At 30.8% G+C, this 23,205-nt stretch carries 25 protein-coding genes and 1 riboswitch; of the genes, 11 read left to right on the forward strand and 14 right to left on the reverse strand.

Going from position 1 to position 23,205, the window contains the following annotated elements; translation table 11 throughout:
- Positions 1-27 precede the first annotated feature (27 nt).
- On the reverse strand, positions 28-1,425 hold the full coding sequence (locus BXY80_RS09755) for a short-chain fatty acid transporter (RefSeq protein WP_120201411.1): 1,398 nt from the start codon (positions 1,423-1,425) through the stop codon (positions 28-30).
- A gap of 14 nt (positions 1,426-1,439) precedes the next feature.
- A complete protein-coding gene (locus tag BXY80_RS09760; protein WP_120201413.1) occupies positions 1,440-2,513 on the reverse strand; it encodes a metallophosphoesterase in 1,074 nt (357 codons plus the stop codon).
- Positions 2,514-2,599: 86 nt separating this feature from the next.
- Here BXY80_RS09760 and BXY80_RS09765 point away from each other — a divergent pair, with 86 nt between their 5' ends.
- From BXY80_RS09765 to BXY80_RS09785, 5 genes are all read left to right on the forward strand, one after another.
- Positions 2,600-3,175 carry a non-canonical purine NTP diphosphatase gene (locus BXY80_RS09765; RefSeq protein ID WP_120201415.1) on the forward strand — a complete coding sequence of 192 codons (576 nt, stop codon included), beginning with the start codon at positions 2,600-2,602 and terminating at the stop codon, positions 3,173-3,175.
- A 185-nt stretch (positions 3,176-3,360) separates the two neighbouring features.
- Positions 3,361-3,738 carry a DUF4242 domain-containing protein gene (locus BXY80_RS09770; RefSeq protein WP_245977246.1) on the forward strand — a complete coding sequence of 126 codons (378 nt, stop codon included), beginning with the start codon at positions 3,361-3,363 and terminating at the stop codon, positions 3,736-3,738.
- 76 nt (positions 3,739-3,814) lie between these two features.
- Positions 3,815-4,903 carry a nickel-binding protein gene (locus BXY80_RS09775; protein WP_120201417.1) on the forward strand — a complete coding sequence of 363 codons (1,089 nt, stop codon included), beginning with the start codon at positions 3,815-3,817 and terminating at the stop codon, positions 4,901-4,903.
- Between the two features lie 310 nt (positions 4,904-5,213).
- On the forward strand, positions 5,214-7,091 hold the full coding sequence (locus tag BXY80_RS09780) for a DEAD/DEAH box helicase (protein WP_120201419.1): 1,878 nt from the start codon (positions 5,214-5,216) through the stop codon (positions 7,089-7,091).
- 240 nt (positions 7,092-7,331) lie between these two features.
- A complete protein-coding gene (locus tag BXY80_RS09785) occupies positions 7,332-8,114 on the forward strand; it encodes a carboxypeptidase-like regulatory domain-containing protein (protein ID WP_120201422.1) in 783 nt (260 codons plus the stop codon).
- A gap of 10 nt (positions 8,115-8,124) precedes the next feature.
- On the opposite strand, the gene BXY80_RS09790 is transcribed toward BXY80_RS09785, so the two are convergent.
- The 4 genes from BXY80_RS09790 to BXY80_RS09805 are packed head-to-tail and all read right to left on the reverse strand — an operon-like array spanning position 8,125 to position 10,173.
- Positions 8,125-8,499: a VOC family protein gene (locus BXY80_RS09790; RefSeq protein WP_120201424.1), complete on the reverse strand. Its 375-nt coding sequence runs from the start codon at positions 8,497-8,499 to the stop codon at positions 8,125-8,127.
- Positions 8,500-8,510: 11 nt separating this feature from the next.
- On the reverse strand, positions 8,511-9,038 hold the full coding sequence (locus BXY80_RS09795) for an SRPBCC family protein (protein WP_120201426.1): 528 nt from the start codon (positions 9,036-9,038) through the stop codon (positions 8,511-8,513).
- A 19-nt stretch (positions 9,039-9,057) separates the two neighbouring features.
- Entirely contained in the window at positions 9,058-9,474 is a 417-nt protein-coding gene (locus BXY80_RS09800; protein WP_120201428.1) for a VOC family protein, read from the reverse strand.
- Positions 9,475-9,519: 45 nt separating this feature from the next.
- Entirely contained in the window at positions 9,520-10,173 is a 654-nt protein-coding gene (locus tag BXY80_RS09805) for a TrmH family RNA methyltransferase (protein ID WP_120201430.1), read from the reverse strand.
- A 57-nt stretch (positions 10,174-10,230) separates the two neighbouring features.
- Here BXY80_RS09805 and BXY80_RS09810 point away from each other — a divergent pair, with 57 nt between their 5' ends.
- Positions 10,231-10,917: an SIR2 family NAD-dependent protein deacylase gene (locus BXY80_RS09810; RefSeq protein ID WP_120201433.1), complete on the forward strand. Its 687-nt coding sequence runs from the start codon at positions 10,231-10,233 to the stop codon at positions 10,915-10,917.
- An 81-nt stretch (positions 10,918-10,998) separates the two neighbouring features.
- Here BXY80_RS09810 and BXY80_RS09815 read toward each other — a convergent pair whose 3' ends face one another.
- Positions 10,999-11,862, reverse strand: coding sequence for a winged helix-turn-helix domain-containing protein (locus BXY80_RS09815; RefSeq protein WP_120201435.1), 864 nt, complete (start codon positions 11,860-11,862; stop codon positions 10,999-11,001).
- Positions 11,863-12,002: 140 nt separating this feature from the next.
- Between BXY80_RS09815 and BXY80_RS09820 the strand changes: the two genes are divergently transcribed.
- Positions 12,003-12,926: a hypothetical protein gene (locus BXY80_RS09820; protein ID WP_120201437.1), complete on the forward strand. Its 924-nt coding sequence runs from the start codon at positions 12,003-12,005 to the stop codon at positions 12,924-12,926.
- Positions 12,927-13,000: 74 nt separating this feature from the next.
- On the opposite strand, the gene BXY80_RS09825 is transcribed toward BXY80_RS09820, so the two are convergent.
- On the reverse strand, positions 13,001-14,236 hold the full coding sequence (locus BXY80_RS09825) for a glycosyltransferase family 4 protein (protein ID WP_120201439.1): 1,236 nt from the start codon (positions 14,234-14,236) through the stop codon (positions 13,001-13,003).
- Positions 14,237-14,241: 5 nt separating this feature from the next.
- Complete coding sequence (locus tag BXY80_RS09830) at positions 14,242-14,709, reverse strand: heme-binding domain-containing protein (protein ID WP_120201441.1); 468 nt, start codon at positions 14,707-14,709, stop codon at positions 14,242-14,244.
- A gap of 127 nt (positions 14,710-14,836) precedes the next feature.
- On the opposite strand from BXY80_RS09830, the gene BXY80_RS09835 reads away from it, so the two are divergent.
- The 3 genes from BXY80_RS09835 (at position 14,837) to BXY80_RS09845 (ending at position 17,072) form a co-directional block, all read left to right on the forward strand.
- Positions 14,837-15,400, forward strand: a complete 564-nt coding sequence (locus BXY80_RS09835) for an adenylosuccinate lyase (protein WP_120201443.1) — start codon at positions 14,837-14,839, stop codon at positions 15,398-15,400.
- 115 nt (positions 15,401-15,515) lie between these two features.
- On the forward strand, positions 15,516-16,859 hold the full coding sequence (purB, locus tag BXY80_RS09840) for an adenylosuccinate lyase (protein WP_120201445.1): 1,344 nt from the start codon (positions 15,516-15,518) through the stop codon (positions 16,857-16,859).
- Positions 16,860-16,874: 15 nt separating this feature from the next.
- Positions 16,875-17,072: a hypothetical protein gene (locus tag BXY80_RS09845; RefSeq protein WP_120201447.1), complete on the forward strand. Its 198-nt coding sequence runs from the start codon at positions 16,875-16,877 to the stop codon at positions 17,070-17,072.
- 42 nt (positions 17,073-17,114) lie between these two features.
- Here the strand turns inward: BXY80_RS09845 and BXY80_RS09850 are convergent, their stop codons facing one another.
- The 4 genes from BXY80_RS09850 to BXY80_RS09865 form a co-directional block, all read right to left on the reverse strand.
- Positions 17,115-17,660: a DUF4252 domain-containing protein gene (locus BXY80_RS09850; RefSeq protein WP_162843300.1), complete on the reverse strand. Its 546-nt coding sequence runs from the start codon at positions 17,658-17,660 to the stop codon at positions 17,115-17,117.
- A 7-nt stretch (positions 17,661-17,667) separates the two neighbouring features.
- On the reverse strand, positions 17,668-18,240 hold the full coding sequence (locus tag BXY80_RS09855) for a DUF4252 domain-containing protein (protein ID WP_245977248.1): 573 nt from the start codon (positions 18,238-18,240) through the stop codon (positions 17,668-17,670).
- A 64-nt stretch (positions 18,241-18,304) separates the two neighbouring features.
- Positions 18,305-18,796, reverse strand: coding sequence for a hypothetical protein (locus BXY80_RS09860; RefSeq protein ID WP_120201453.1), 492 nt, complete (start codon positions 18,794-18,796; stop codon positions 18,305-18,307).
- The gene (locus tag BXY80_RS09865) at positions 18,783-19,292 is read right to left on the reverse strand and encodes an RNA polymerase sigma factor (RefSeq protein WP_120201454.1); all 510 of its coding nucleotides are present in this window, start codon (positions 19,290-19,292) and stop codon (positions 18,783-18,785) included. Before BXY80_RS09865 ends, BXY80_RS09860 begins: the two co-directional genes overlap by 14 nt.
- Before the next feature lie 171 nt (positions 19,293-19,463).
- On the opposite strand from BXY80_RS09865, the gene BXY80_RS09870 reads away from it, so the two are divergent.
- Positions 19,464-20,909 carry a S41 family peptidase gene (locus tag BXY80_RS09870; RefSeq protein ID WP_120201456.1) on the forward strand — a complete coding sequence of 482 codons (1,446 nt, stop codon included), beginning with the start codon at positions 19,464-19,466 and terminating at the stop codon, positions 20,907-20,909.
- A 92-nt stretch (positions 20,910-21,001) separates the two neighbouring features.
- Here the strand turns inward: BXY80_RS09870 and BXY80_RS09875 are convergent, their stop codons facing one another.
- A complete protein-coding gene (locus BXY80_RS09875; RefSeq protein WP_120201458.1) occupies positions 21,002-22,933 on the reverse strand; it encodes a TonB-dependent receptor plug domain-containing protein in 1,932 nt (643 codons plus the stop codon).
- A 67-nt stretch (positions 22,934-23,000) separates the two neighbouring features.
- A riboswitch (cobalamin riboswitch) is annotated at positions 23,001-23,195 on the reverse strand.
- Positions 23,196-23,205: the final 10 nt, after the last annotated feature.

Raw genomic sequence — 23,205 nt, forward strand, 5'->3', positions numbered from 1 at the left:
GCAGTTTCTATCTCATAATTTAACAATCTATAGAGGTATATAAAGTACCATTAAAGATTGAATAATAAAAAAGATGATAAATGGCAGTACTAAATATCCCATAATATCTCTCGATTGTAGTTTAACGCCAGCTCCCATTACAGGTAATACTAACAAGATGAAAAAAGGCTGAAGCATATTGCTTAAACTTTCGCCATAAGCCACAGATAAGGATGCTCTTGATACCATTGCTGTAACTTGTTCTTGAGGTAATCCTGCACCAATGTTTTTAACCGCTTCAATAATGCTTGGTCCTACAACTGCAAACTCGCCTCCAGCTGACGGAATTGCAAAATTCACAACACCACCTGTTAAATATGCAAAAAACGGGTAAGTATCAATAGTCATTATAGATACCAAAGCATCAGCTAATTTCTCTCCAACTCCTGTATAAAGCATGATTCCCATTATACCTGCATAAAAAGGGTATTGAAATAAAATACCAGAAATATTACTACTTGCACGCTTCATTGCAATACTATAACGCATTGGTGTTTTATGTAAAAACAAACCTATCATCAAGAATATAAAAATCATGATATTAAAATTGAGGTCAAATCCGTTAGTATAAAAATGATAAACGATATAAGTAAAACCCATTGCAGCAATAATTAAAGGCAAAACAAATGTATTATTAAGCGTATCTGAAACAGCTTTAACTGGTAATTTAAAACTCTCCGCTTCGTCTTTAATAGTAGCTTCTTTAGGTTGATTTCCTGATTTTAATAAATCTTTTAGTTCTTTACCTTTTGTTTGTTTAGGAATAAAAACCAGAAATAATAGTGGTGCTATAATCACAAACAACACAATCATTGCTATATTTAAAACTGAACCTAAAGTATATGCTGTTGGAATTTTAGAGGATAAAATCTCCGCTTCAATCAAAAAATTATTTTCAGTATTTAACAATAACGGTATTGAGCTTGACAAACCACTAACCCATCCACCAAACGAAAAATAAGCGCAAGCAATTAAAAAAGGATAATTAACACCTTTAACTCGCATAGCCAATTCTCTTGCCAAAACACATGTAATGACAATCCAACCAAAACTAACTAGAGACAAAAGCGACCCAATGAGTATAACAAAAAAGTATACTTGTTTTGGTGTTTTAATGTAAACTGCTAATCTATCAATACCTTTATTAATTGTAGATGATAAAGCAATGCTAAATCCTGTAATTATGATAAGTACTATTTGCATTCCAAAACTCAACAAATCAAAAAAACCATCATACCATGCCGAAATGATTTGTATAGGCGAAGCTTCCATCCACATAAATGCACTAAGTACAGCTATAATTGTTAATAGTAATGCAAAAACAAAAGCACTTGGCATGTATTTTTGAAATACGTCTGTAAACTTTTCTCCTAATTTAGTTAGCATACTATTATGTTTGATTAATCTAATTTAATTTGTTCTCCAGTCTTTTTACCTCGAGAATATGCATTTAAATTTATAAAAAGCACTTCGCCATAAACTCCATTTTTAATACTTGAATCTACTGCAAAAATCTTCTTGTTATACAATTGCAAAACCTGTTCTTGAGAGCAATGTCCCACAACAAAATGATTAGCATCGACTTTTGCTAATACATCGTCAATAACAGACTCTTCTAAATTATCATTAAAATACCCACGATACCAAATAGGTCCAGTTTTACCATAATAACGTTTATAAAATGGTCCAGCTTTCATTTCTTTTTTGTCGCGATCTAGTGATTCACGCATCACTTGATTGGTGTTGTCAATATTAAACGTTTCAGATAAAAAGTCTGGAGACACTCCACCATGAACAAACATATTATCATTAATTTTTATAAGTGTTGCTTTAGATCGTAACCAACGTCCTAAAACAGTTTCGTTATTAAAAAGTTCATTGTAAGGTGTTTTTAATAACTGTGAAGCTTTAGCATATTTATCATGTATATATCTTAAATCATTATGAATAACCATATACTCATGATTACCTAACAGAAAGTGCACTTTACCTCCACTTTTTTCTGCTTGCTTTTCAAGATTATAAATAAACCATAGTGTTTCGGTAACCTTAGGTCCGCGATCAAAAACATCACCAACAATTACAAAATGCCCTTTACCAAAAGACCAGTTTAGATTGTTATCTATAACCTTATTATTCTTTAATATTTCAATTGCCAAATCAAATTGTCCATGAATATCACTTAAAGCAACAATATGTTCTACATCTTTATATACTGAAGCTTCAGCTTTAAATTTAATATCGTAAGCAGTTAAAGGCATAAACTTCTTTGTTACTTTACCACTAACTATACTTTTTTCAATCAAAACTTCATTTTTAATAAACACATAAGGACCATCATTTATCTTTAAACTATCAGGAATTTCTAAATCATTAGTATTCTTTTTTGTAATTCCTTTGTTCTTAACATTTGAGCAAGAAACCAATGCAATTCCTATTAAGCATAAAATAAAAATAAATTTTGTTTTAGTCATCTCGTAAAAGTTTTCACAAACGAAAATAATCTATTTTTTGATTCCTATAATATTCCTAATTTTGAAACTTACTTTATCACATACTTATGCAACTTGTTTTCGCTACAAACAATCTTAATAAACTAAAGGAAGTACAATCTTTAATTCCAGAACACGTACAACTACTAAGTTTAAAAGATATTGGGTGTTTTGAAGATGTACCAGAAACGCAAAACACCATTGAGGGTAATGCCATTCAAAAAGTAGAATACATCAAAGAACATTATGGTTTTGATTGTTTTGCAGATGATACCGGTTTAGAGGTTGAAGCCTTAAATGGCGAACCTGGTGTATTTTCGGCGCGTTATGCTGGCGAGCAACGTAATGCTGATGATAATATGAATAAATTACTCCGCAACCTTAAAGATAAGCCTAATAGAGATGCACAATTTAAAACCGTTATTGCGCTTTACTTAAATAACAAGCTAGAAACTTTTACTGGTATTTGTGAAGGAAAAATAACAACAACTAAACATGGCGAGCAAGGTTTTGGATATGACCCCATTTTTAAGCCAAACCATCATGAACAAACTTTTGCCGAAATGGACTTAGGCTTGAAAAATGATATTGGTCACAGAGGGAAAGCTGTTAAGCAATTGGTGTTTTTTTTAAATTCTATTTAAGATTTCTCAAAACAAACTATCTTCACTTATCGTCAGATATAAATCATAAAATGATTTATTATCTAGTTACTTACCTACAAGTCAAAAAAACATTGAACCAAAATTGCGATTTTTTGGACTAAAAGCATAATTGATTGATTATAAACTATTTTAGTTTTGAAACATTAATAATTAAAACCTTTATAATGAAAACAATCAAATTAGTTTTAGCCCTAATTGTGTTTACTCTCAATTATACACAAGCACAAAAAAAAGAAAATCAACCAACACTTAAAAACAATGACACTATGAAAACCTATGTAATTGAACGTAATATTCCAGGAGCAGGAGACTTAACAGCAGAACAACTTAAAGGAATCTCTCAAACATCATGTTCAGTCTTAAAAGAAATGGGACCAAAAATTGAGTGGCAACACAGCTATGTTACTGGAGATAAAGTGTACTGCGTTTATAAAGCAGAGACTAAAGCATTAATTGAAGAACATGCTAGTAAAGGTGGTTTTCCAGCAAACTCGGTAAGTGAAGTCACAACAGTAATTAGTCCAGCAACAGCAGAACAATAAGAAGTATGAAGCTGTCTATAATAAATAGTCAGCTTCTTATTTTTTTAAATTAGTATCTTACCTAAAAAACTAGAGCATGCCAATATATATGGACTTTCATGATTTGCCAGATGGTGTTACGGCAGCGCATGTTGCTGAAATGCATCAAGCAGATTTAAAAATTGAACACAAATACAACTGTCGTGGTTTAACCTATTGGTGTGATGAACGACGACAAACAGCCTTTTGTTTAATAGAAGCTCCTAATAAAGAAGCCATTAAAGAACTTCATGAAAAATCTCATGGTGCAGTGCCTCAACGTATAATAGAAGTGAATGACACTTTAGTTGAATCGTTTTTAGGTCGTATAGAAGATCCTGAAAAATCACAGAATACGGAACTCAATATTATTAATGATTCGGCTTTTAGAACCTTAATGGTTGTTAAATTAAATAAGAATACATTAAGAACTAAAAATATTGAAACCTTACAGGCTGCCATTCGTGGCTATAGCAAATCGATTATCAATATTGTAAATAAGGAAAAAGGACGTGTTGTTAAACAAGAATTCAATTCATTTTTAATGTCTTTTTCTTGTGTTACTAGTGCTGTAGAAAGTGCTATTAAAATTCAAGAATTACATAATTGTGTTATTACACCAGATTTAGATTTTAAAATTGGCATAAGTGCAGGAATACCTGTCACTAACAAAGAACGCATATTTGAAGATACCATTAATAAAGCCGAGTACTTGACTTATGTTACTAAAGGGAATATCATATTAACACCAGAAGTTAAAGATCTATACGAAAGTGAAAACCAAAATAACCCAATTAATATTAAAGGTGTTAAACCATTAAATAGCACTGAAATGGAATTTGTAATTCGCTTATTTGACTATACTGAAAGTGTATGGACAAACTCAAATATAAGTGCCACAAATTATAATGAGAATTTAGGTTTTAGTAAATCAAAACTATACAGAACTATGATGCCAATTATAGGAAAGTCACCAAACAGTTTTATAAAGGATTTTAGATTGAATAAAGCGCTCGAATTATTAGATAAACAAGCGTCAAACATCTCTGAGATTGCTTATCAAACTGGGTTTAGTAGTCCTTCTTATTTTTCTAAATGTTTTCAGGAAGCCTACGGGATTTTACCATCTAAATATATTAAGTTGTAATTGGCGTAAACAAAATACGCTAGCAGACAAAAGTACTGAGTTAATATCAAGTAATTTTAAGCTAATCTTGAAACAAATTTTTCTTCATCTCCCAAATTTAGCAATAATGTAACGAAATCATACACACAATCGATATGTAGCACTATAATAACACATTTCAAAAAAAAGACTATCTTTGCCGCTTGAAACTCAAAAGATTGAGTTGTAATTTCCTCAGAGTGAGGATGTGTTAGTAGAAGTTTAGGTTTAAGTATGTCGATTCGCTTCTTTTATAACACGAACATAATATAATCGAATACTTATACTCGAAATGAACACATTCCAAGATTTAGGTCTTAATGAAGACCTTTTGCATGCCATTACAGATTTAGGCTTTGAAAAGCCAAGTGATGTCCAAGACAAAGCCATTCCAATTCTTTTAAAAGAAGATTCAGATTTAGTAGCATTAGCTCAAACCGGAACTGGTAAAACAGCAGCCTTTGGTTTTCCAATGCTTCAAAAAATTAATGTAGATAGTAGAACAACACAAGGTTTAATTCTATCTCCAACACGTGAACTTTGTTTACAAATCACAAACGAGCTAAAGCAATATGGTAAATATTGCAAAGGGCTTAACGTTGTTGCTATTTATGGTGGCGCAAGTATTACAGATCAAGCAAGAGCCGTAAAACGTGGTGCCCAGATTATTGTTGCAACACCTGGCCGTATGAAAGATATGATTAGCCGTAACATGGTTGATATTTCTAAAATTGAATATTCAGTTTTAGACGAAGCAGACGAAATGCTAAACATGGGCTTTTATGAAGATATTACCGATATCTTATCACATACACCAGAAGATAAAAACACATGGTTATTTTCTGCAACAATGCCAAAAGAAGTGGCAACTATTGCAAAAAAATTCATGCATAAGCCTATTGAAATAACAGTAGGAAACAAAAATGAAAGTACAAGTCAAGTATCTCATGAGTACTATTTAGTAAACTCTAGAGATCGTTATCAAGCCTTAAAACGTTTGTCTGATGCAAATCCAGATATATTTTCGGTTATCTTTTGTCGTACAAAACGTGATACTCAAAAAGTAGCAGAAAACTTAATTGAAGACGGTTATAGCGCTGGCGCTTTGCATGGTGATTTAAGTCAGAATCAACGTGATTTGGTAATGAAATCATTTAGAAACAAACAAATACAAATGCTTGTTGCTACAGATGTTGCAGCTCGTGGTATTGATGTAGATGATATTACACACGTTATAAATTATCAATTGCCTGACGAAATAGAAACCTACACACATAGATCTGGTCGTACTGGGCGTGCTGGAAAAACAGGTGTTTCTATGGTTATAGTTTCTAAAAGTGAAACTAGAAAAATAAAGAGCATCGAGCGTATCATTAAAAAGCAATTTGAGAAAAAGGAAATTCCTGACGGAATGGAAATTTGCGAAGTGCAATTAATGTCGTTGGCTAATAAAATTCAAAATACTGAAGTAAATCACGAAATTGATAAATACTTAAGTAGCATTAATGAATTATTTGAAGATACTACCAAAGACGAATTAATTAAAAAATTCTTCTCTGTTGAGTTTACACGCTTCTTTAATTACTACCAAAAAACTAAAAACCTAAATGTTTCAGAGTCTGGTTCTGATCGTGATGGCGGACGTGGTTATACAAGCAATTCTAATGATGCAAGGTACTTTATAAATGTTGGTCGTAAAGATGGATTTGACTGGATGAAATTGAAAGATTTCTTAAAAGAAGTTCTTGAATTAGGTCGTGACGACGTCTTTAAAGTAGACGTAAAAGAAAGCTTCTCTTTCTTTAATACTGAAAAAGAATTACAAGAAAAAGTTTTAGCATTCTTTACAGATTTTAAACATGAAGGTCGTTTTGTAAATGTAGAAGTTAGTGAAGATAGAGGTCGCGGCACAAGTAGAAACAAGAGGCGTCGTGATGGTGGAGGCAACAGAAGTGATAGACGTTCAGGAGGCGATAGGCGTTCTGGTGATTTTAAACCAAGAGGCGATAGACGTTCTAGCTCAAGAGGTGATTCTGGAAACAGAAGTGATAGACGCTCAGGTAATAAAAGCGACAGACGTGGCTCAGAAGGCAAGTCTAACTCAAGAAGTGATAGAGACAAATCTGAGTTTAAAACAACGCATTCTAGACCAAGACGATCTAGACGTTAATACTAAAATTTAAGAGGTAGTCTAAAAAAGTGTCATTCTGAATGTAATTGAAGAATCTCTATGAAATTAAATTTTCGATTTGCAGATTATTAAGATTTTTCGACTGTGCTCAAAATGACAACTAAAACACTTTTTAGGTTGCCTCTTTTTTAAACCTTCTTGTTAATATTTAGTCAAATTTGAGACTATTAATATATTAACTGTATTTTGTTTAGTACTTTTATGTCGTAATTTTAACTTATGAGGCACCTACTTTTATTTATTTTCATATTAGGGTTTACCAGTTTTGGTTTTGCTCAAGAAGAAGAAGATACTACCGTTAAAGGAACTGTAATTGATACCAGTACAGATTTACCGTTAGAAAGCGTAAATATTGTTAATCTAAATCAGGTTATAGGTACCTCAACTACAGATAAAGGTGTTTTTGAAATTAAAGCCAAAGTAAACGATACACTTCATTTTTCGTATTTAGGCTACAAATCAATAAAGATTAGAGTAACCAACGACTGGTTAAGGTTTGGAGATACAGAAATTGGAATGACAGAATTGGCATTAGCTCTTGAAGAAGTGGTTGTTAAGCAATTAAAATTAACAGGTTATTTAGAAGTTGATATCAAGCAAGTACCAATAAAAACAAACTACAGATATAGTATTTCTGGTTTATCTAATAAAGGCTACGAAGCTGGTAATAGATCGCCAAGTGCTGTGAGTAAAGTATTAGGCGCAATTTTTAATCCTGCAGATTTTTTGCATAATATGTTTGGAAAAAAACCTAGAGAATTACGCAAGTTAAAACAAATGAAAAAAGATGACGAGATTAGAAGTTTACTTGCTTCTCGTTTTGACAGAGAAATGCTTATGGTTTTACTTGAAGTAGATCGTGTGGATCTTGATGAAATTGTAAACCAATGTAATTACTCTAAAGACTTTATACAAACAGCAAACGATCTTCAAGTACTTGATGCTATTAGCGAATGCTATGAAGAGTATAAGGTTTTAAGCCGAAGTAAACGAAAAATATAGTCTGTTAGTATTAACGTGAATGCAGTGCGATCCTGTTGCCTTCACTATCAATAAAAATTCCCATATAACCAACTTCTGGAGAAATTTGAGTTTTTGGCTGTACCACGTTTCCGCCAGCAGCTTCTACTCTACTTAATTCGTTAGCAACATCTACTGAAGAAAAATAAATTAATACACCTTTTCTATCACTTGGTGAATAGGCTTCTTGTTGTATTAATGAACCTGAAGCGCCTTCTTTTCCTTCAGCATAAGGAAACCATCCCATTAACGTGCCAGCAAACTCCTGTACTTGAATTTCAATATTAAATACAGTATTATAAAATGTTTTTGCTCGTTCCATATTGGTTACAGGAATCTCAAACCAACCTACCATATTATGTTTCATAATTTTACTTATTAATTTTCTAAAATCTCTTTTAAACTCGCTAAGCCTTCTTCAAAATCTTTTCCTACATGCTTATCTACATTATAAAGCATCATAAAAATATTTGCCGGCACTTTATTTTTTCCTAAAAAACCCCAAGTTACTTTAGTCTGATTATTATCAACAGCTTCAACGCTGGTTACAGCATCAGACTCTGATTTCCAAGGTTTAAAAAACCGAAGTCGTGCTTCTACTCTATCATTTTCAACAATTTTAATAATCTCTTGTTCACCTAAACCAACCTCTTTATTGCCATCCCATTTTGCTATAAAACCAACTTCGCCATCGGTACCAACAAATTCTTGTTTCATATTTGGATCTCTCTTTTTCCATGGCGACCAATAATCTTGATTCTTAATATGCTTTAAGTAACTAAAAACTTCAGGTAATGGTTTATTGATAACTATACTTCTATTAACCTCATAGGTTTTAGGTGCAAATAATGCTAGAGCAACTAAAATTACTAGTAGTGCAATAACTATATACAGAATATATATCATAATTTATTTTTTTTAAAGTTTATGCATTTGTATCATGAGGTGTACTCACCATCCATTGTACACCAAACTTATCTATTGTACTACCAAACTTTCCGCCCCAAAACACATTATTAAATGGCATGGTTACTTGACCTTCATGAGCTAAGCCACTAAAAATAGCTTGTCCTTGGTCTTCATCTTCTGCCATAACACTTACATGATATCCATTTCCTTTATTAATAGATATATCCATTCTGTCTGATGCTTTAAGCTCACAACCATTACCAAATGTCATGGTAACATGCATAATTTTATTTTCAATTTCTGGGTTTGAATACTCTGGAGGTCCATCAGAATAACGCATCATTACTTGAATTTCGCCATCAAAAACATCTTGGTAATATGTCATGGCTTCTTCACAATTGCCATCAAAGGTTAGGTATACATCGCATTTCATAATTTAAAGTTTTAAAAAAAGTTAGTCCTTTAAATTACAAAATTATCAGCTTTTATAAAAACGTTCTATAATCTCTTCGTGGCTTTTAATTGTTTTTTTACACCAATCAAATCGTTTTTCTAATTGCTCCTCTAATGTTAATTGCCAGCTTATATCTGTTTGTTTTAATTTTGTAGTTACATGTTGCAAAATGATGGCGGCAGAAACCGATATATTTAAACTTTCTGTAAAGCCTACCATTGGAATTTTTAAAAAGCAATCTGCTTCGTCTAATACGTCTTGTGATAAGCCTTCGGTTTCTCTTCCGAAGAAAAAACAAGATTTTTTAGTGACATCAAATTCATGTAACACTGCATCATTCTCATGAGGTGTTGTAGCAACTATTTGATACCCTTTTTGTTTTAAATCTTTTAAAGCATCTTTAACCGAATGATAACGATTTAAATCTACCCATTTTTGTGCTCCCATGGCAATTTCTCTATCTATACGCTTAGAGTTTCTCTCTTCAATTATGTTAACTTCTTGTATACCAAACACATCACAGCTTCTAATAACTGCACTTGTATTATGAAGTTGATACACATCTTCTGTTGCCACTGTAAAATGTTTAGTGCGCTGTGGTAAAACTGTATTAAAACGTTCTTTTCTATGTTCGGTGAGATATGTTTCTAAATGTTCTAAGAGTTTAATGTCTATCATAATTCAAAATTAGTAATTTTATAATATTAAAACCTATAATGAAAATTTAGTGAATTAATGAAAAAACATATTGTTGTATTATCTGGTGCTGGAATAAGTGCTGAAAGCGGAATTAAAACCTTTAGAGACGCTGATGGTTTATGGGAAGGTCATGATGTAATGGAAGTTGCAACACCTGAAGGATTTGCCGCTAATCCAGAACTTGTTTTAGAATTTTATAACCAAAGACGCCAACAACTACATACTGTTAAACCCAATACAGCTCATACGGATTTAGCAAAACTAGAAGATGATTACAAAGTTACTATCATTACTCAAAATGTAGACGATTTACATGAACGTGCTGGTAGTACAAACGTTATTCATTTGCATGGCGAACTCTTAAAAGCTAGAAGTTCTTTTGATGCTAGTGATATTTATAATTGGAGTTCAGATTTAGTGCTTGGTGATTATTGCTCAAAAGGTCATCAGTTAAGACCACACATCGTTTGGTTTGGAGAAGATGTTCCTATGATTCCTAAAGCAATCGACATTTGTGAAACTGCAGATATACTATTAATTATTGGCACATCAATGCAAGTCTATCCTGCAGCTAGTTTAATACATTATGTGAAGTCAAAAACTCCTATTTACTATATAGATCCAAAACCTGCCATTGATAGTAAAGAAAACTTGACTGTTATTAGTGACAAGGCTACTATTGGCATGAAGCAGTTTATAAGTCTTTTACAAGAAAATTTATAATTTGTAAGATTATTTTTTAGAAGACTTACTATCAATACCTAGCCTTGAAACTCTTTTTATTTCTACTTCAAAATTGAACAACTAGTTCATTACAAATCTATAGCCAACACCTCTAACATTAATAATTTTTAAACTGGAATCTGCCTCTAATTTTTTACGCAATTTTGATATAAATACATCTAGAGTTCTACCAACATAATCACCTTCATCTCCCCAAACAATATTTAAAATATATTCTCTTTCAAGGGTTTTATTTTCATTAGAAAACAGCAAAAACAGCAAATCTGATTCTTTACTTGACAAGCCTATTGATTGTGCTTTTAATGTTAGAATCATTCCTTTTTTATCAAACTGATATTGACCAATGTTAATTAAATCTGGGTTTAATTTTGCACTTCTATTTCTTATGCTGCGATAGAAAATCACACAAATAACTATTATTAAAGCAATAATAACATATATATAATTTAAGCCAGAACTTTTAATACGCTCTTCTGCATATGTGTTTTTATTATTTTCAATCAATGTAAAGTAAAACACATAGCAACTTTTTGGTAATGCTCTCTGGCTACATGCAATCATATTACCATCTATATTTAAACTTGCTTCAAAGCTATGTACCAATTCTTTTGTTTCGCATGTTTCAACTTCAACAATATAACTTTCTATAATTTTTCTTTCTTCTAAAACTTTAAAAACGGCAAAAAGAAGTAAGTCTGGTTCAAAAGAAAACTCTCTTTTAAATCTAACAGCATATCTTCCATCAATCTTTTCAACTGGTAATACACGCGAAGTGCTGTCGTTTATTTGTAATAAAAACTCATGACCTATATTACGAAGAGCAACTTTTATGTGTTGATCTTTAGTTTCTGCTTTAACATTTGGAATTACCAAAACAGTTAATAATAAAACTAATATGTGTCTATTTAATAGATTAAATATCATTTAACAAACTTATTTAAATAAACTCTGAGTAGAAATTGTTTTGAATTAAATTACACAAGATTTACATTAATTTACACTTTTTAAATCTATTTTTTATCGTCTCAATATACTTTTATGGGAGAAATCAAAAAACTCAAACCATGAAAAACCGAACATTTAAAATTCTAATTGTCTTATGCTTAACATCATTTATATCTTGTTCACAAGACAACAATACAGCTAAAAGTAAAGACATTAAAGTATCTAATCAAAAAAAGGAAGTCCAAAAAAATAAAACCATTAAAAGTGAATCTCATAGATATGGTGGTTGGTATTGTCCTGATAATTTAAATGGTTTTCCAGCGGTAGATATAAGTAATTGGAAAGATGTGCCAGTTGTAAATGGAAGAATGCCCACAAAAGAAGAAACTCAAAATGGTACATCATTAATTTTTGTAGACAAAAAAAAATACCCAAATGCAAAAATACTAGACATAACTATGCCAAAACTAGCTAGTTTTTACAATAAATATTCAAAAAGAAATGACCTTATAATTGTTATACAAGCCATTAATGTAGATAATGATTCTATCGTTGGCTTTAGATATTTAAATGGCGGTAATGGTAGTGCTAGATTAAAAGACGTTAAGTTTCTTTATGATAACGAAATTAATATGATTCCTAAATCACGATTTGTTACACATAATATAAAAATAAAAGCCAATCAAGATGTGATTTGGGATGTACTTACAAAACCAGAAAATGCAAAAACTCTTCAGCCAATTTTTGATAAAAATAATACATTAACTAGCAATTGGAGAGCAACATCAAATGTAAACTACCATTATCCATATACAGGAGTTTTAACGTCTTCTTATGATGGCAAATTGTTTGGAAATTTTTACATACAAAATGACTATGCTAATTTACATTACAACGAAAAATTTCTTCTTTTAGAAAATAAAGAAACACAGATTACAGAACTAAAAATTGTTTGTGGTCCATATGGTGATGATTTTGAAAGTCAAAAATTAATACTAAATAACTGGGCTAAAAAAGTGAAAGCGTTAAGCGAAAAAGAATAACAGTTTTTCACCGCTAAATAATAAATTAGTAATTACTTTAATATGTTTAAGTATTGGTAATATGCGTACAAGAATCATTTTCTATTCTTCGCCTCAATCCATTTACTCATAAACTTTGTGCTTTGTAACAAGTGGTGTTGTAATAATTGTCCAGTAAAATTATTAAGGCGATGCTCTTTAAGCATTGTCTTAATATTTGATATACTGTTAATAAAGTCATTTTGATGCAACGCTTTATTAAATCGCTCGTTAATTACTGAAAATCCATTTTTTTGTTTCTCTTTCCAAAGTGATTCATTAATAAACAATGTAACAGCTTTATCTGCAAACTCTTCTGAGGAATCAACAATAAAACCGTTAGGATTAAGATTTCCAAACATACCTTCGGCTGCTATTGTAGACATTATGCATGGAGTGCCATTTTGCATTGCATCTACGAGCTTTCCTTTAAGTCCAGCACCAAATCTAATAGGTGCTACACATACTTTTGCTGCTTTCATTATTTCATTTACATCTTTTGCAAAACCTTTAATTATAAAACCTTCTTTTTGGTTATGCAACTGATTTACTTTTTGAGACGCATATGCTCCATAAACATGCAATTCAGCTTCTGGTAATTGCTTACGAATTAAAGGCCAAATATGCTGTTTTAAAAACAATACGGCATCATAATTTGGTTGATGTAAAAAATTACCTATCGTTACAAAATGTTGTCGCTTTTCAAATTTTGGAAATTTAGCTGTAATCTCAGAAGAAACCTTATCTAAAAGAAAAGGCAAATAGTACAATAATGAATTATCTACCTTAAAATCATTTTTTAATATTTCTATTTCGGCTTCAGAAATTATTAAGCTAAAATCACATCTATAAATACTTGCAATTTCACGCTTTGCTATATCATTAAATAAATAGCTTTTATTAAAACCTGAATTCTCTTTTAAAGCTTGATGCCTACCTTTACGCAAGCAATGCAAATCTTCTGTATCGAGAATTCGCATTGCTTCTGGGCAATGTTCTGCAACACGCCAACCAAATTGCTCTTCGGTTATAAACCGATCAAATAAAACAATATCTGGATTTAATGTTTTTATAAAAACATCAAAACCAGAGTCATTAAGTTCTATTGAAGTTTGTTTAACACCAATAGTTGTTAAATCAAATGCATTGTCTGTTTTTGCACAAGCACTTGCAAAAGTAATATTGTAATCTTGAGATTTAAATGTTTGAATGAGTTGCATCATCCGGCTTCCGGCTGCAGAGCTTTTAGGTTCTGGCCAAACAAAACCAATGATTAACAGTTTTTTATTCATAGAAATTAATGTGCTTCTAAGTTATACTCAGAACGCACTTGTTTTGCCCAATCTAGTACAGATTTAATTTGAGCATCAGTAAGATTAGCTTCTTTATGTGTCCATGTGTATGATGCTAAGGGCATCTCTTTAGTTTCAACCATTTCAATAAGTTCTTCGAGCTTATGGTCTTTCTTTTTTATAGAATATTCATTCCATTTAGAGACATTAAAATGCCCTTTACCGTGTTTTATATGATCTGCTAACCAATAATTTACTGGTGTTATTTTATTATACCAAGGGTAGCGTGTAACACTGCTATGGCAATCAAAACAACTCTCTTTTAATATTTGCTTTACATCTTCTGGAGGATTTGTCTCTGCTAAAAAAGTGCCGATAGAAGCTATATCGCCTTCATTGCTTTCTGGTTCAAAAAACTGAGCAATTAAGAATAGAACAAGCAAGACTAAAAGTATTTTTTTTATGATTTTCATGAGTAAATATTTATTTTTTTTATTAAATCACATAGAACATCAAATCAACTTTATAGTATAATTATGTAAAATTATACACAGATGTTTCATTTTGATTAATTTTAGAACTTAAAAATAATAAAACCTTTTGACTACAGACCAACTCTATAAAGAATTAAATTACGTTAATCATTCTCGAGAAAAAAGATTACACTACGCAAATCTTGTTATCGACAACCCTAACTTGATTCCTAAACTATTAGATATTCTTTTTATGGTAGATGATAAAATTTCGCCTCGTGCTGCTTGGGTATTTGAGTTTATGTGTGGAAAAAACATAGAAGCTGCAATCCCGTATTTAGATACATTTACTAAAAATATGCATCGTGTACATTTAGATTCTGCTGTAAGACCTGTTGCAAAAGTTTGCGAATATTTAGTAACGGCTTACTACGCAAAAACTGATAATAAGATAAAATACGCTTTAACCAAAGCGCATCAAGAAAAAATTGTAGAATCATGCTTTGACTGGATGATAAATGACGAAAAAATTGCACCTAAGGCCTATGCAATGAATTCTTTATATCTTCTCGGCAAAGATTATGATTGGATTCACCCAGAATTAGTCATGATTTTAGAGCGTGACTATCAAATGCAAAGCTCTGGCTTTAAAGCTAGAGCAAGACATATTTTAAAAAAGGTTAAAAGTTAGTTTTCAGTCTCAGTAAAAAGTGAGCTGTTAAATTTCAAAAAAAATCATAAATCAAAAATCGAAAATCGTAAACCAAAACTGTATCTTTGCACCTTTAAAAACAACAACACAACACATGTCATTATCACCATTAAATGCTATTTCTCCTATTGACGGAAGATACAGAGGCAAAGTAAAAACATTAGCACCATATTTTTCTGAAGAAGCACTCATAAAATATCGCGTACAAGTAGAAATTGAATATTTTATTGCCTTATGCGAGCTTCCATTACCTCAACTTAGTGATTTTAATGTTTCACTTTTTGAAGATTTAAGACATATTTATTCTGAATTTTCTTCTGAAGATGCTCTAAAAATTAAAGCTATTGAAAGTGTAACTAATCATGATGTTAAAGCTGTTGAATATTTTATTAAAGAGCAGTTTGATGCTTTAAATATTTCAAAATATAAAGAGTTTATTCATTTTGGATTAACCTCTCAAGACATTAATAATACAGCAATACCATTAAGTATTAAGGAAGCTATGAACGATGTTTATGTTCCTGAATACTTTATAATTCTTGAAAAGCTAAAAGCTTTATCTAAAGATTGGGCAAATATACCAATGCTAGCAAGAACACATGGTCAGCCAGCTTCTCCTACACGATTAGGAAAAGAAATTGAAGTATTTGCAGTTAGACTTGAAGAACAATTTAATTTATTAAACGATATCCCAAGTGCTGCAAAATTTGGTGGAGCTACTGGTAATTTTAATGCCCATAAAGTTGCCTATCCGTCTGTTGATTGGAAAGCTTTTGGAAGCCAATTTGTACAAGAGAAATTAGGTTTACAACATTCGTTTCCAACAACCCAAATTGAACATTACGATCATATGGCTGCACTGTTTGATTGTTTAAAACGTATTAATACTATTATTATAGATTTAAACAGAGATATTTGGACCTACGTCTCAATGGATTATTTTAAGCAAAAAATTAAGGCTGGAGAAGTTGGAAGTAGTGCAATGCCGCATAAAGTAAATCCGATAGATTTTGAAAATTCTGAAGGGAATTTAGGTATTGCTAATGCTATTTTTGAACATTTATCTGCTAAACTTCCTATCTCTAGATTACAACGTGACTTAACAGATAGTACTGTACTACGTAATGTCGGTGTTCCTTTTGGGCATACACTAATTGGTTTTAAATCTACTTTAAAAGGTTTAAATAAATTACTTTTAAACGAAAGTAAATTTGCTGAAGACTTAGAAAACAATTGGGCTGTAGTTGCAGAAGCCATACAAACGATACTACGTCGTGAAGCTTACCCAAATCCTTATGAAGCTCTAAAGGGGTTAACAAGAACTAATGAAAAAATAAATCAAAAATCTATTTCAGATTTTATTGATACCTTAGATGTTTCAGAATCTATAAAAACTGAATTAAAAGCAATAAGCCCAAGTAATTATACAGGTATCTAAAAACTACTTAACCTCATGGCAACAATAAGTAAAAATACTTTAGGTCTTATTTATACAGGAATTATTACGGTTGGTTTTCTAACAGCTGGTATTCTTGATGTACTTGATTACTTTATTGTTAAAGTGCTTTTGTTTACTGGCTTTGCTTTTTTTGGCATATATATGCTTATGATAATTTTAAAAAATACTGAAAACAAAAATCACTCAAAGTAACCTTTAAGTGATTTTCTATTAACAATTTAAATAAGTGTCAGTTTATTTAAAAAAATCTGTAAATTGATTTAATTGCGAATTATCCAAATCTAAGTTTTGAAGCACAGATGATAATTTCATTATTTTATTAACATTCATATCATCACCTAAAACTCTTACTATAACAAAACCACGATTTGCTGCATTACCAAAAAGAATTAACTCATCAATACTATCTTCTTCGCCAATAAATTTAATTACAAACTTACCATCTGTAGCATTGCCTCCTCGCATTAACTCTTGATATTTAGGTGCTTTTAAAATGGTTTTAATTTTAGCTAACTCTACCTTATACTCTGCTTTATTATCTTCTCCAATAACAAAGCCTAGCATGTTTAATTTATCTATAGAATTATAAGCTTCTTTTTGCTCGTCTGTTAATCCTGCTTCGTCTATGTTTAAAAAACTAGTAGGTACATCTAACGATGTAAAACCTGGTAGCAATTCATTATCTACATAATATGTTTGTAATGTTGGACCTTGGTTGCAACTGTGTAGAGTTGCAACCAAAATCAACAACATGATTATTTTATTGATTGATGATGTCATTACACTATTAGTTTTTTGATCCTGCTTTCTCAAGGTGCTTCCCACCTGGAACATTCATTTTATTTGTGATTTTAGATACCTGACGCAAATCTATATCACCTGTAAGCGATAATAAAACGGTTTCAAATTCTCTTTTCTTGCCATTAATAGTAATATCTTGTCCTTTGGTCATTTCTCCTAAACCATTTACTAACATTAATAACTCTTTTACATGATTTTCGTCTTTACCTTCTTTCACATAAAACTTAACTGTTTGTGAGCCATCTTTAAAACGCATTAACTCTTCAAGAGCAGAACTGTTTAAATACTTTGTAACAGTCCCATTCATTTCTTTAGAAATTTTAGCATCTCCAGTTGTAAATACTTTAAGTCCTGTAATTTTTTTAGCCATTTCTAAAAATTCTTGCTCTTCTGGATCGTCAAGATTAATATCAATGCTTGCAAGCATATTAAACATTTTTTGATTCATTACAAAAGATGATACGTCTTCATAATCTTCAAACTTATCAAAAATACTTTGACTAAATGATAACATTGGAGTTATAACTATTGCAACTATTAAAATTAATTTTTTACTCACGAGACTTTTATTGATTAAGTGTTTGTGAAAATTTCTTGAATTTTTCATGATTTTACTATTTAATTTACTTGTTTTTTAAAATTTTGTTTGTTGTTTTTCCGAATTCACCTACGTAATTCATTTGTTCTGCACCTTTATCAAAACTTGATGCTGCAAATTTTAAAGCATTTAAACCAGATGTACCTTCGTTAAAATTTGAAGACAACATTGCCAAAGCTTCTTTGGTTTGAGAATACGCTTCTAATTGTTCTGGAGTTAACTCAGCTAAACTATTTATTTGCGAATCTCTAGGAATAAATATACCTAACATTAGAACTGCTACTGCTGCGACAGAAATCCATTTATACAGATTGTTTCTCTTAGGTTTTAATGGAACGTCTTTAGTATATAGTTCTTGTTTTGTTGTGTTAAAGTATTGAAACATCATTTTATAAGACTCTAAATGAGGCGCTACATCATCTTGTGCAAAATAATCTTTAAGTTTTTGCTCCTCTTTAAGCGATGTTTCACCATTGTCGTATTTTTCTAATAATTTTTCTATACTATTTAATACCATAACGATGTGTATTAGTTAATTTTTCTCTTATTGTTTTTCTTGCTCTAGATAATGCTACTCTAATGGCTGTAGGATTCATATCTACTACTTTTGCTATCTCGTCAAAATCATACTCTTCAATATCTCTGAGCTGTAATATTATTTTTTGTTGTTCTGGTAGCTCCTCAATTATTTTTGAAACCCAATCTACACTATCTTTATTTTCTACTTCTTTTTGTAACGATGTATTATTGTCTTGATAATTACTATGAACAATTTTTAAATTTTGTGCTTGTTTAGATTTTAATCTGTCTAAACAAAAATTCTTTGTCATTGTCATTGAAAACGCTTCTACATTTTTGTATTCGGCAATTTTCTGTTTATTATTCCACAACTTCAATAAAATCTCTTGCGTCGCATCTTCTGCTTCTTCTCTAGAAACTAAAAGTCTTTTTGCTAAACGAAAGACTTTATCCTTAAAAGGCAATACCAATTTTGTAAAATCAGTTTGTGTCATTGTGGTTTGTTAGTTTAAAACAGATGATTATTCTGCTTCATATTATTACGACGATACACTTTTAAATTTGTTACATAAAATTTTTATTTTACAATAATGTAAGTAAATTTATAGTTTACTAGAACAAAGTACTATTGGTTTTGTACATTGAAAAAGAAAAAAACAATTCCCATGAGAATATTAAAGATAAGTCTTTTAGCAATTATTATTTTTAGTTTAACAAGTTGTTTTGAAGATAATGATGATAATACAATATCAGCCGTTGAAATAAGTGATTTTGTTTGGAAAGGTATGAACTCAGTCTATTTATACAAAGCTGATGTTCCAGATTTATTTAATGACAGATTTACTACAAATGATGACTATAATGATTATTTAAATGGTTTTTCTGGACCAGAAGATTTATTTGAAAGCCTTATTTATGAACCTGAAACTGTTGATAGATTTAGTGTTTTAGTACCAGATTATATTGCTTTAGAAAATTTTCTTACTGGCTCTACCAAAACTAATGGTTTACATTTAGAGTTTTATTTTTCTCCAGAAAGCCAAAATAATGTTTTTGGCATTGTGCGTATGGTTTTAAATGGTAGTCCTGCAGACGATTTAGGACTAGAACGCGGACAAGTTTTTGATGCTGTTAATGGTGTAAGCTTAACTAATGACAATTTAAATTCTCTCTTAAATCAAGACACATACACATTAAACCTAGCCAACTACAACAATAATGGAACACCACAAATTGATGATGACACAATAGAATCTTCAGACACAGAAATTACATTAACAAAAGTCCTTTTTACAGAAAACCCTGTGCATAGAACCAAAATCATAGATGTTGATGGTGAAAATGTAGGCTATTTAATGTATAATCGATTTTTATCAGATTTTGATACGCAGCTCAATAATGCTTTTGGTGAGTTTGTTGCTAGTAACATACAACATCTTGTGTTAGATTTAAGATATAATGGTGGAGGTTCTGTAAACACTGCTTCCCTTTTAGGAAGTATGATTGCTGGACAAGAAAACGGCAATGTATTTTCTAAATTAGTTTATAATGAAGATCAACAAGCAAGTAATAGAAACTTTAATTTCACTAACACGTTTAATAACATTGCAATTAATAGTCTTAATAATTTAGAAAAAATTTATGTACTAACATCTGCAAGATCAGCATCTGCAAGTGAACTTATTATTAATAGCTTAAGACCATATATAGAAGTCATACAAATAGGTGACACTACTGTTGGTAAAACTCAAGCATCTATTACAATTTATGATTCTCCTGATTTTGGTCGCGCTAATGCAAACCCAAATCATACGTATGCTTTACAACCCTTAGTTGCTAATTCTATTAATGTTGATGATCTTGAAGTACCACCTACAGGTTTGGTACCAAACATTCAAATTATAGAATCACCATTAAACTATGGCACATTTGGAGATATTAATGAGCCTTTACTTGCTGCGGCAATATTAGATATAATGGGTGCTGGCAGAATGCCATATTATCAAAACTCTAGTTTAATGCCAATAAACTCAAAAATAGATACTAATGGTTTTGAAAACGAAATGTATATTGAAAATGACGAGGAACATCCCTTTTTAAAATTCAATTAAACAATTAAAAAAGCCGCTGTTTAAAAAGTGATTTTATTGAGATTCTTCATTTTCATTCAGAATAACACTTTTTTAAACAACGGCTTTTAGTTTTATAGATTTAAATTAAATCCAATATTTACATTTCGACCTTTACTAGTATAACCAAATAGTTCTTGGTAATCTTCATTTAAGATATTAGATACACTTGCAAAAAGTGTCATTTTATTTTGCAGTACTTTATGACTAAAATACAGATCTAAAAGGCTATAACTTTTTAAAGTAACATCATCATTCATAAAGGTTAAATTATTAAAAACAACATCTCTTCTATCGTCATTAAATTGATACGATAAACTCATAAATGTTTTTAGATTAAACTGGTATTCTAATTGCGCATTTACTTTAAGCTCAGGTATACGCAAGTTTAAATCATCTTCTACTTTAGTATAAGTTGCATTAGCTTTCAATTTTAAGCTTTTCGTAAACTTATAATTTGTAGAAAACTCTATTCCGCTAGCTGTAAACGATTCATCTATATTTTTATACTTAAATACAAAACTACCCGTATCAACAAAATCAATAAAATTAGTCTCATCTCTATTAAAATAGACAACACTAAATGTTGCTTTATCTTTTATATTTACCTCTGCTCCTATCTCTATAGTTGTGTTTTCTTCTGGTTTTAAATCTGCGTTTCCGTAAGTAGGTTCAAACAATTGATACAATGAAGGTGTAATATAAGCGGTACTATAACTCGCTAACCCTTTAATATAACCAAAGTTTACATCTTTTTTAAATGATGGATTTAAGCTATATACTAAATGTGAACCATACTCACTGTGATTATTTAAACGTAATCCAGCATTTACATTAAGTCCAAAATCTGAAACAAAAACTGCATTAGCATAAGGATCAACTATTGTAAATTTTGCATCATCTGGATTTATACTTTGCTCTAATGAAGTACTACCAAAAGGAATTGCAAAACTTTCCATGTCTTGTTCTTGGGCGTTTACACCTAAAACTGTATAAAACGTATCATTAAAATTATAACGATTAAAAATATCTCCAATCATACTCTTAGCTTTAAATTCGCTTGGAAAACTAGACATAATCTTACGTTCTGTATCATTATATGCAGTATTAAGTGTTAGGCTTCCATTTTTATATGCATACTCAGATGTAACACCTATTCTATATTGATTTGTTTTAGAAACATTATCTGCATCAACAAAACCAAAACTATCATCAAAATCAGCTTTAAATTTATCAAAACTTCCGTAAGCATTAACTTTAAAAGCTTTTGAAAATTGATATCCTAATTTTGCAGTTCCATTAATTGAGTTAAATGCATCTTTTTCTATTCCGTTAGAAACTGCAGAAAACCCATTAGTATATTGATTTCCAAAACTTGCTAAATAATTAAACTTGTTAAGAGTTCCATTTACAGAAACACTATTATTAAAGTTTTCAATTGCATAGCTATTATCTTCCTGCGATTGATTAGTCCCAAGTACACTTCTCAAACTTGCAGAAACAACATTCTTTGATGCATGTTTTAATTTTATATTAATTACAGCAGTTGCTGCTCCAGAGCCATACAAAGTACTTGAAGCTCCCTTTAAAATCTCAATGCTTTCAACTTGATTTGCATTTAGTAAACGTAAATCATAATCATTTGCAATTTGCGAAGCATCTGTTAGCGCAATACCATCAATAAGGACCAAAACTTGCCTATTTCTTCCACCTCTAATAAAATAACTTAGATTTTGGCCTGCATTACTTTTTGTACCATTAACCTCAATTCCTGCCTCAGTATTAATAATTTCTGCAATCGTTTTTCCTTGAAGGTTTTGCAGTTCTTTTTGCGTAATTTTAGTAATGACTTTACCAGAATTTTCGCGTTTTAATTTAAATTTAGAATCTGTTACAACAACTTCATCTAATTGCTGCACTTGTGTTGAATCTTTAACTTGCTGAGCAAATCCAAATAATGATATACCAAAACATAGCATACCAAAAACTTGTGTTTTTGTGTTCATTTTTAATGTAATTAATCGAGAATCGCATGGATTATCATACGTAAACTTTTATCCCGAAAGTTTGACTTATTTTTTTTTGAATATGGCAGGTCTCCTGACTTGCGTCTTCATGTTGGTCTTCCCAAAGATTTACTCTTCAGTGACGTGAAGTTTAACATGAAGCTTTATAGCTTACAGTTGCGGGAACAGTTCTGGATTTTAACCAGATTCCCTTTTAATCCATTTAAATAAATTAAATAGAACCAAAATTCGCTGCGAAATTAAACATTTTG

Origin of the sequence: Ichthyenterobacterium magnum, from assembly GCF_003610635.1 — a bacterium.
In the GTDB taxonomy this organism is placed as follows: Bacteria; Bacteroidota; Bacteroidia; order Flavobacteriales; family Flavobacteriaceae; genus Ichthyenterobacterium; species Ichthyenterobacterium magnum.

Excerpts from the sequence above, each read along its gene's own strand:
- BXY80_RS09755 (WP_120201411.1), bottom strand. The coding sequence starts at position 1,425 with ATGCTAACTAAATTAGGAGAAAAGTTTACAGACGTATTTCAAAAATAC.
- BXY80_RS09760 (WP_120201413.1), bottom strand. The coding sequence starts at position 2,513 with ATGACTAAAACAAAATTTATTTTTATTTTATGCTTAATAGGAATTGCA.
- BXY80_RS09765 (WP_120201415.1), top strand. The coding sequence starts at position 2,600 with ATGCAACTTGTTTTCGCTACAAACAATCTTAATAAACTAAAGGAAGTA.
- BXY80_RS09770 (WP_245977246.1), top strand. The coding sequence starts at position 3,361 with ATGAAAACAATCAAATTAGTTTTAGCCCTAATTGTGTTTACTCTCAAT.
- BXY80_RS09775 (WP_120201417.1), top strand. The coding sequence starts at position 3,815 with ATGCCAATATATATGGACTTTCATGATTTGCCAGATGGTGTTACGGCA.
- BXY80_RS09780 (WP_120201419.1), top strand. The coding sequence starts at position 5,214 with ATGAACACATTCCAAGATTTAGGTCTTAATGAAGACCTTTTGCATGCC.
- BXY80_RS09785 (WP_120201422.1), top strand. The coding sequence starts at position 7,332 with ATGAGGCACCTACTTTTATTTATTTTCATATTAGGGTTTACCAGTTTT.
- BXY80_RS09790 (WP_120201424.1), bottom strand. The coding sequence starts at position 8,499 with ATGAAACATAATATGGTAGGTTGGTTTGAGATTCCTGTAACCAATATG.
- BXY80_RS09795 (WP_120201426.1), bottom strand. The coding sequence starts at position 9,038 with ATGATATATATTCTGTATATAGTTATTGCACTACTAGTAATTTTAGTT.
- BXY80_RS09800 (WP_120201428.1), bottom strand. The coding sequence starts at position 9,474 with ATGAAATGCGATGTATACCTAACCTTTGATGGCAATTGTGAAGAAGCC.
- BXY80_RS09805 (WP_120201430.1), bottom strand. The coding sequence starts at position 10,173 with ATGATAGACATTAAACTCTTAGAACATTTAGAAACATATCTCACCGAA.
- BXY80_RS09810 (WP_120201433.1), top strand. The coding sequence starts at position 10,231 with ATGAAAAAACATATTGTTGTATTATCTGGTGCTGGAATAAGTGCTGAA.
- BXY80_RS09815 (WP_120201435.1), bottom strand. The coding sequence starts at position 11,862 with ATGATATTTAATCTATTAAATAGACACATATTAGTTTTATTATTAACT.
- BXY80_RS09820 (WP_120201437.1), top strand. The coding sequence starts at position 12,003 with ATGAAAAACCGAACATTTAAAATTCTAATTGTCTTATGCTTAACATCA.
- BXY80_RS09825 (WP_120201439.1), bottom strand. The coding sequence starts at position 14,236 with ATGAATAAAAAACTGTTAATCATTGGTTTTGTTTGGCCAGAACCTAAA.
- BXY80_RS09830 (WP_120201441.1), bottom strand. The coding sequence starts at position 14,709 with ATGAAAATCATAAAAAAAATACTTTTAGTCTTGCTTGTTCTATTCTTA.
- purB (WP_120201445.1), top strand. The coding sequence starts at position 15,516 with ATGTCATTATCACCATTAAATGCTATTTCTCCTATTGACGGAAGATAC.
- BXY80_RS09845 (WP_120201447.1), top strand. The coding sequence starts at position 16,875 with ATGGCAACAATAAGTAAAAATACTTTAGGTCTTATTTATACAGGAATT.
- BXY80_RS09850 (WP_162843300.1), bottom strand. The coding sequence starts at position 17,660 with ATGACATCATCAATCAATAAAATAATCATGTTGTTGATTTTGGTTGCA.
- BXY80_RS09860 (WP_120201453.1), bottom strand. The coding sequence starts at position 18,796 with ATGGTATTAAATAGTATAGAAAAATTATTAGAAAAATACGACAATGGT.
- BXY80_RS09865 (WP_120201454.1), bottom strand. The coding sequence starts at position 19,292 with ATGACACAAACTGATTTTACAAAATTGGTATTGCCTTTTAAGGATAAA.
- BXY80_RS09870 (WP_120201456.1), top strand. The coding sequence starts at position 19,464 with ATGAGAATATTAAAGATAAGTCTTTTAGCAATTATTATTTTTAGTTTA.
- BXY80_RS09875 (WP_120201458.1), bottom strand. The coding sequence starts at position 22,933 with ATGAACACAAAAACACAAGTTTTTGGTATGCTATGTTTTGGTATATCA.